Source organism: Blautia massiliensis (ex Liu et al. 2021) (assembly GCF_052064225.1).
Taxonomy (GTDB): Bacteria; Bacillota; Clostridia; order Lachnospirales; family Lachnospiraceae; genus Blautia_A; species Blautia_A fusiformis.
In genome coordinates, this window is sequence record NZ_JBQHWA010000061.1 from 1 (window position 1) to 5,945 (window position 5,945).

Annotated in this window: 8 protein-coding genes and 1 pseudogene; 8 read left to right on the top strand and 1 reads right to left on the bottom strand. The window is 46.3% G+C overall.

The window, feature by feature from the left end; all coding sequences use genetic code 11:
• Positions 1-654: 654 nt before the first annotated feature.
• From ACTNDQ_RS15075 to ACTNDQ_RS15110, 8 genes and pseudogenes are all read left to right on the top strand, one after another.
• Positions 655-1,440, top strand: a complete 786-nt coding sequence (locus tag ACTNDQ_RS15075) for an NAD-dependent protein deacetylase (RefSeq protein ID WP_441064966.1) — start codon at positions 655-657, stop codon at positions 1,438-1,440.
• Positions 1,441-1,637: 197 nt separating this feature from the next.
• Positions 1,638-2,150, top strand: a complete 513-nt coding sequence (locus ACTNDQ_RS15080) for a hypothetical protein (RefSeq protein ID WP_441064967.1) — start codon at positions 1,638-1,640, stop codon at positions 2,148-2,150.
• A gap of 16 nt (positions 2,151-2,166) precedes the next feature.
• Entirely contained in the window at positions 2,167-2,850 is a 684-nt protein-coding gene (locus tag ACTNDQ_RS15085; protein WP_441064968.1) for an NAD-dependent protein deacetylase, SIR2 family, read from the top strand.
• Positions 2,847-3,002: a hypothetical protein gene (locus tag ACTNDQ_RS15090; protein ID WP_441064969.1), complete on the top strand. Its 156-nt coding sequence runs from the start codon at positions 2,847-2,849 to the stop codon at positions 3,000-3,002. The genes ACTNDQ_RS15085 and ACTNDQ_RS15090 overlap by 4 nt, the downstream gene beginning before the upstream one ends.
• Positions 3,003-3,113: 111 nt before the next feature.
• On the top strand, positions 3,114-3,344 hold the full coding sequence (locus tag ACTNDQ_RS15095) for a TIGR04076 family protein (RefSeq protein WP_441064970.1): 231 nt from the start codon (positions 3,114-3,116) through the stop codon (positions 3,342-3,344).
• A 3-nt stretch (positions 3,345-3,347) separates the two neighbouring features.
• Positions 3,348-3,698, top strand: a pseudogene (locus ACTNDQ_RS15100) (DNA-3-methyladenine glycosylase I); the annotation flags it as partial.
• A gap of 165 nt (positions 3,699-3,863) precedes the next feature.
• The gene (locus ACTNDQ_RS15105) at positions 3,864-4,823 is read left to right on the top strand and encodes a MarR family transcriptional regulator (protein ID WP_441064971.1); all 960 of its coding nucleotides are present in this window, start codon (positions 3,864-3,866) and stop codon (positions 4,821-4,823) included.
• Positions 4,807-5,565, top strand: coding sequence for a hypothetical protein (locus ACTNDQ_RS15110; protein ID WP_441064972.1), 759 nt, complete (start codon positions 4,807-4,809; stop codon positions 5,563-5,565). The genes ACTNDQ_RS15105 and ACTNDQ_RS15110 overlap by 17 nt, the downstream gene beginning before the upstream one ends.
• A gap of 158 nt (positions 5,566-5,723) precedes the next feature.
• Here the strand turns inward: ACTNDQ_RS15110 and ACTNDQ_RS15115 are convergent.
• A partial coding sequence (locus ACTNDQ_RS15115) for a hypothetical protein (RefSeq protein ID WP_441064973.1) occupies positions 5,724-5,945 on the bottom strand: 222 nt, incomplete at its 5' end.

Below are 5,945 nucleotides of genomic sequence, written 5' to 3' on the forward strand. Positions count from 1 at the left end.
TGCTCCATCATTATACAGCTTAAGCAACAAGATGGATAATTCCTTACTGGCTGTAAGGGATATTAACCATAAATATATTGTAGTAGAAAAAGGGAACATAAAAAGCAGAGCATTGCTAATGTTGCAATGTTCTGCTTTTTATGTTTGTGTTAGGCTTTGTTGGCAATAGTCTACCAGAATTTTTCATTACAGTGTTTTGCTAAAGGAATCCGATGGAGTTATAGTCCCGCAAGGAGGTTCTGTATTTCCCGTTCAGAAGAATTTTTGTCCCAAATGGAAGAGTTTCTGAAAATCAATCTGTCATAAACGCTGCAAGAGCATCCCTTCTAACTTCATGTGATATTGTTCCAGCACGTCTTTCAGTGTGATTTCCTGCATTCTTTGTTCCGCTGTTTTTTGAATGTCCAAGTAAAAATCCCGCAGCACCAGTTGGATATTTACACCCGCGCCACAGGTAGGATTGGTGTGGATGTCCCTTCACGCTGATCAGCAGCCCTCCCTTCCGTAAGGCGGGCGGGATATTTCATGGTGTGATCTCCTTTTTGAATTTAATGTTATTTTTATAATAACAGCATATTGACAGCAACGCAAGAGGATGCTAAGATGATTTGAAGTAATAATAAAAATAACATCCACTCGAAAGGAATGGTGACAATGAACTTCTATGATGATTTGGTCATGCAGACCCAGATGAATTATTCCAAGTACTATCATATCTATGCTTCCGGCAGTACGCCTTATCAGCTGACTGACCAAAAGCCGCTGCTGTATAGCGAACAGGTCAATCGGTTGGTACAGGAGGTAAAGGAAGCTGACTGTGTGGTAGTGGGCGGAGCCTCCGGCTTGTCCGCTGCCGGTGGCGGAGATTTTTACTACGAGGACAACGACTCCTACCGGAAATACTTCCGGCCTTTTGCTGAAAAGTACCACTTCAAAGGTGCTTTTGCAGGGATGATGCACCCCTGGGAGACCCGGGAAGAGTATTGGGGGTATCTCGCCACCTTCCTTCACACCACCCAGACCGCACCTGTGCGTCATCCCTATCTGGATTTAGACGCTTTGCTGAAAGGCAAGGACTTCTTCATCCTCACCACCAACCAGGATACCCAGTTTGTAAAACTCTACCCGGAGGAGAAGGTGGCGGAAATCCAGGGAGATCACCGGTTCTTCCAGTGTGCCGCCTGCTGTACCGATGACACCTGGGATGCAGTAAAGCCAGTGGCTGGTATGGTGGCCGCTATGGGAGATGGCACGAAGATCCCCACGGATCTCATTCCCCGGTGCCCTCACTGCGGCGGTGAGGCATTCCCCTGGGTGCGAGGATATGGGAATTTCCTTCAAGGAAAGAAATACGAAGAACAGTACGAAAAATTTCTCACTATGTGCTGGAACATAAAGACAGTAAGATTCTATTCCTGGAGCTGGGCGTTGGCCGCCTGACTCCCATGTTCATCCAGGAGCCTTTCTGGAACCTGACCCTCAGCTTTCCCCATGCTCGATATATTGCTATCAACGACAAATATGACTTCCTGCCCAAGCAGTTGGAGGACAAGGGTATGACCATTGTGGCCGACATTGCTCAAGCGCTACGGGATGCACGGGACACAATGGAAAGCAGAGATAACGATCAATGAGGGGTGGAAACCAAGCGGCGCTTTCAGGGAGACTTAAGCTGCTGCCAATGTAGCCAGCCTTGCCGGGATGATATTTGGGAAAACCGCGAACTAGTGAAGGAGCTGACGGGTTACTTGGTAGGTGTTCGTCTGCCGGAGGAGGCTGTTCCTCGTTGCCCGGATTGCGGGCGGGTGCTGGTGCCCTGGGTACGAGATGATACCTTCCTGGAGGGAACCTTCTGGCAGGATAACCTGCACCGCTACCATAGCTTCCTGCGACGATGGATAATGGATCAGACCGACAAAAAAGTCCTGCTGTTGGAACTTGGCGTGGGTGAGATGACGCCCAGTATCATCAAACTGCCTTTCTGGGAAGTTACTGCCAAAAACGAAAACGTCTTTTATGCATGTCTTAATCGAGAGGCCTCTCATAGGCCAGAGCATCTGCGGGCACGAAGCCTGTACCTGCAAGGAGATTTGGCGGAAACTCTGCCTGCCCTCCGGCAGGAGCGATCCATCGCAGCAACCATAAAATAGAAAGGGACGAACGAATATGATTGATTGGAAACCTATTGCGGAAAAATTCAGAGAAGCGGACGCTATCCTGATCGGGGCCAGTAACGGCCTGTCCATCACCGAAGGACTGCATTTGTTTGCGGACAATGCGGCCTTTGAAAGACTGTTTGGGGATTTTAAACGGAAATACGGCCTTGAGTGCATTTTGCAGGGCATGATGGCTGGATGGCCCAGCGAGGAGGAAAAGTGGGCCTTCTGGACCCGGCTCATCCATCATTACTGCGGGCAGTACCAGCCTACGTCGGTGATGAACGATTTGAAGGCCATTGTGGGAGAGAAAGATTACTTTGTCGTCACATCAAACGGAGAAGGTCACTTTGAACTGTGTGGCTTTGATCCGACGAAAATCTATGAGATTGAGGGCAACTGGTTTACTATGCAGTGTGCCCGCCCCTGCCACGACACCCTCTATCCTAGTCTGGAGGTGGCCGAAAAATTATCGGCTGCCGAACAGGGCGGCCATGTGCCTGCTGAATTGGTGCCGCATTGTCCCAAGTGTGGAGGTCCCATGGACATCCACATGGGTGCGGGTCAGAGGATGATTCCGGATACCGCAGCCCAGGCACGGTTCCAAAACTTTCTGAAAACCTACCACGGAAAGAAACTGGTGGTTCTGGAGCTGGGCATTGGCTGGTGCAATCAGCTGATCAAGGCCCAATGATGCGCCTGGTGGCCAGCGAGCCAAACGCCACTTATGTGACCATCAATCTGGGTGAGATCTACATTGTGGACAATATCAAAGAGAAGTCCTTCGGACTGGACGGGCGACTGGATGATCTGCTGCCTGCTCTCCGGGAGGCGTGCGAGGCATGACGATTTCGGAGCAGGTTCAAAATGACTATACAAATGCATAAAAAGGTTAAAATCACCGTGCTGCGGACGGAATATTATCAGGAACTGGCAGAATAGTATGCAATTCCTAATTTGGGGAAGTGTCCTTTTCATCAGAAAGGTCAAGTGCTGTACAGCGATGGCATCAATCCACCGGATGGGATGTGTGGCGTTGCTTGGCAGGTGATTGCTCCCATAGCGCGTCAGTTATCCTTGGGGGAACTGGTTCAGCCGTCTGGCACTTGGCTCAATGATGATACGATTGGTGTGTTTGCATGTCCAGACGGCATCCGGCCTGTTATTTTTCTCTTGGAGGCGGAGTAAGGAATGCAGTGGGCAGATGGAAAGATTCGATGCCATTGGGTGAACCCGGCTAATACCACTTATCTGCGATACCATGACGAGGAATGGGGCAGACCGGTCCACGATAACCATATGCTGTTTGAAATGTTGATTTTGGAGAATTTTCAGGCAGGTCTCACCTGGGAATGTGTCTTAAATAAACGGGAAGCGTTTCGCTGTGCTTTTGACGGGTTTGATTTACGGAAAGTGGCATCTTATAGCGAAGAAAAATTGATGGCTCTGCAAGCTGACTCCGGAATCATCCGTAACCGGCTGAAAATACGAGCCGCAGTGGTCAACGCACAAGTGTTTCAAAAGATACAGCAAGAGTGGGGCATGGAATGTCCGGTGCAGTGTGGGTGTAATGCTCATGTTGCATCGGGTTTTTTGTAAAAATAATTTTTAATAATGTTGATTCTTAACTGCTCTTAACTCAAATATTGCATCTTAACTCAAAAAGAGTTATAATACAGAAAAAAAGTTAAGATTGCAGGTGATGACATGGAATATCTCGATAAAGTTCTGGGAGTCAAGGTTACCTATGATGATGTAGAGTTTAAGCATTTGCCCAATTTTATAGCCACAAGGTACCGTTTACAGATGGTGTCAATGAATGAACAGAAGATGATTTTTCTTTATCCTAAGACAGAACTGGAGCAGATTGAAGTACTGAAAAAACATATTGCTCGGATACAGAAAAATGAGAACTTGCCTGTTGTGCTGGTGCTAAAAGAACTTAGCTTTCGCCAGAAAGAATATTTGATTCGTGAGAAGATTCCATTTATTGTTGATGGAAAGCAAATTTATTTGCCCTTTATGGCAGTGTATTTGCAGGAACGGTGCAGCGCCGAAAAAAAGACAAGGGAAGAAATACTTCCATCGGCGCAGATGCTTCTACTGCATTTCATTTATGGAGGCGCACAGGAACTATCTACAAGTCAAGCTGCGAAAGACTTGGAACTGACACCTACTTCTATATCAAGGGCATCAAGACAGCTTGAAGAAATGGGATTGCTGTATATCAGGAAAGTCGGTGTGCAGAGGATCATGCAATCTGAGGATTCTCCGAAAACACTGTTCCAAAAAGCAGGAGATAAGTTGCTGAATCCAATAAAACGAACGGTTTATATTCCGAAAGAATTGGTGGGAACAGAGCTGTTGGAAAGTGGATATTCGGCGTTGGCAGAGTATTCCATGCTGAACACACCGAATGTCAGATGTTATGCGGCAGAAAGAATCTCTCAATGGAAGGATGTTATGACCAATAGCTTGCAGAATTCGCAGGTGCAAGTGGCCGTAGAGATGTGGAGATACAATCCACGAAAATTGTCCACGCGAAACATTGTAGATGAGCTTTCGCTGGCATTGGCATTGAGAGAAGATGCAGATGAACGGGTTGAAGAAGCAGTAGAAGAAATGTTGAATGAACTGTGGAGGAAGATAGGTGGTTACAGGAATTGATAGCTTTAAGGAATGGTTCAAGGGCAGTGAAGCACAATATGCTATCATTGGTGGAACTGCGTGTGACATTCTGATGACGGAGGAGGGACTGGACTTCCGTGCGACAAAGGATATTGACCTTGTTTTGATTATAGAAGCAGTTGACGCAAATTTCGGAAAGAAATTTTGGGAATATGTAAAACAGGCGGGATATGAGCATTGCAACAAAAGTTCGGGTGTGCCGCAGTTTTATCGGTTTAGTCACCCAATTACAAATCAGTATCCTGCAATGATTGAACTTTTCACGCGAAAGCTGGATGCTATCCAACTTCCAGAAGATGCAGTGCTAACACCGTTACCGATGGACGAAGATATTTCGAGTTTGTCTGCTATTCTTTTGGACGATGATTACTATGAATTTTTGAAGCAGGGGAAAGTCACCGTTGATGGAGTGACTGTCTTGGATGCGGCATATTTGATTCCGTTTAAGGCAAAAGCGTGGATGGATTTGACAGATCGTAAGGCCGCAGGAGAACACGTTGATAACAAAAATATCAAGAAACATAAGAATGATGTTTTCCGTCTGACGGAGTTGATTGATCCCACCGCCAAGGTAGTGGCTCCCCAAGGAGTTTATGCCAATATTCAAGAGTTTGTCCAGCGTATGAAAAATGAAAACGTGGATATTAAACAGTTGGGGCTGGTTGGCAGAACAAAGGAGAAGATTCTGGAAGAATTAAAAGCAATGTACGAGACACTTTAATATAGATATTTGAACAGACAAGGGCATGTCAGCAAGGATTCGACTGACTTGACCCAATAACAATCAGAGAATAAAAACGGAAAAACTGTTTTTAGATGAGGAAAACCATGAAAACACTCTGCATCACAGCACAAGGACTTTGATGCATTGGCCGTGACTCAAATGGTCACCAGGAAAGATGGATAACAGTTTACAGAAAACAGAATAGAATCGTCTTTGATGCCTCGTTGGGAAACCAACGGGGTATTTTTTTGCCCTAATCCGGCTTCACAGTGCACTGGAACAGTCAAAATGATATTGTCAATATTGGTTGACACATTTATCTCAAAGATATCACTGCCTATGCAGCCAGTCCCAGAGATTCGTAGTATCTCTGGCGC

What these genes read in the sequence shown, in the direction of transcription:
- ACTNDQ_RS15090 (WP_441064969.1), top strand. Translation starts at nt 2,847, where the DNA reads ATGATGCGCCTGGTGGCCAGCGAGCCAAACGCCACTTATGTGACCATC.
- ACTNDQ_RS15105 (WP_441064971.1), top strand. Translation starts at nt 3,864, where the DNA reads ATGGAATATCTCGATAAAGTTCTGGGAGTCAAGGTTACCTATGATGAT.
- ACTNDQ_RS15085 (WP_441064968.1), top strand. Translation starts at nt 2,167, where the DNA reads ATGATTGATTGGAAACCTATTGCGGAAAAATTCAGAGAAGCGGACGCT.
- ACTNDQ_RS15075 (WP_441064966.1), top strand. Translation starts at nt 655, where the DNA reads ATGAACTTCTATGATGATTTGGTCATGCAGACCCAGATGAATTATTCC.